This window comes from Pseudomonas onubensis (assembly GCF_965653655.1).
GTDB lineage: Bacteria > Pseudomonadota > Gammaproteobacteria > Pseudomonadales > Pseudomonadaceae > Aquipseudomonas.
In genome coordinates this window covers 1-462 of record NZ_CBFHAZ010000257.1, presented here as the reverse complement: position 1 = coordinate 462, position 462 = coordinate 1, and the positions used below count along the sequence as shown (strand labels likewise).

The following is a 462-nucleotide window of genomic DNA, read 5'->3' as shown; positions in this document are numbered from 1 at the left end:
GGCATATTGCGTTCCGCACTTTTTTTTGCGGTTTAAAGCCTTTCACAGCAACGGATTAAGAATTTATTATAAAATTCTTAAATTTTCATCTTTATTAATCTTTATTTTATTGGCATAATAGAGGAAAAGAAAATGTGAAGCAGGTGATCTGTATTGAATCGTGTTGAACCGCCTTACGATCTAAAAGAAGCTTTAATCTATACCCAAAAAATGGCGCAGCTGTCCAAAGCACTCTGGAAATCTATCGAGAAAGACTGGCAGAATTGGCTGAAGCCGTACGACCTTAATATTAATGAGCATCATATATTATGGATTGCCTATCAGCTTAAAGGAGCTTCTATTTCAGAAATCGCCAAATTCGGCGTTATGCACGTATCAACTGCATTTAACTTTTCAAAAAAGCTTGAAGAACGGGGATATCTGAAATTTTCCAAGCGGCTGAATGATAAACGGAACACGTAC

At 36.6% G+C, this 462-nt stretch carries 1 protein-coding gene; it reads left to right on the top strand.

All coding sequences use genetic code 11. From position 1 onward, the window contains the following. Positions 1 to 153: 153 nt before the first annotated feature. Positions 154 to 462: HTH-type transcriptional regulator Hpr (locus ACTD9P_RS29855; RefSeq protein ID WP_438870452.1), on the top strand; the 309-nt coding region annotated here is incomplete at its 3' end.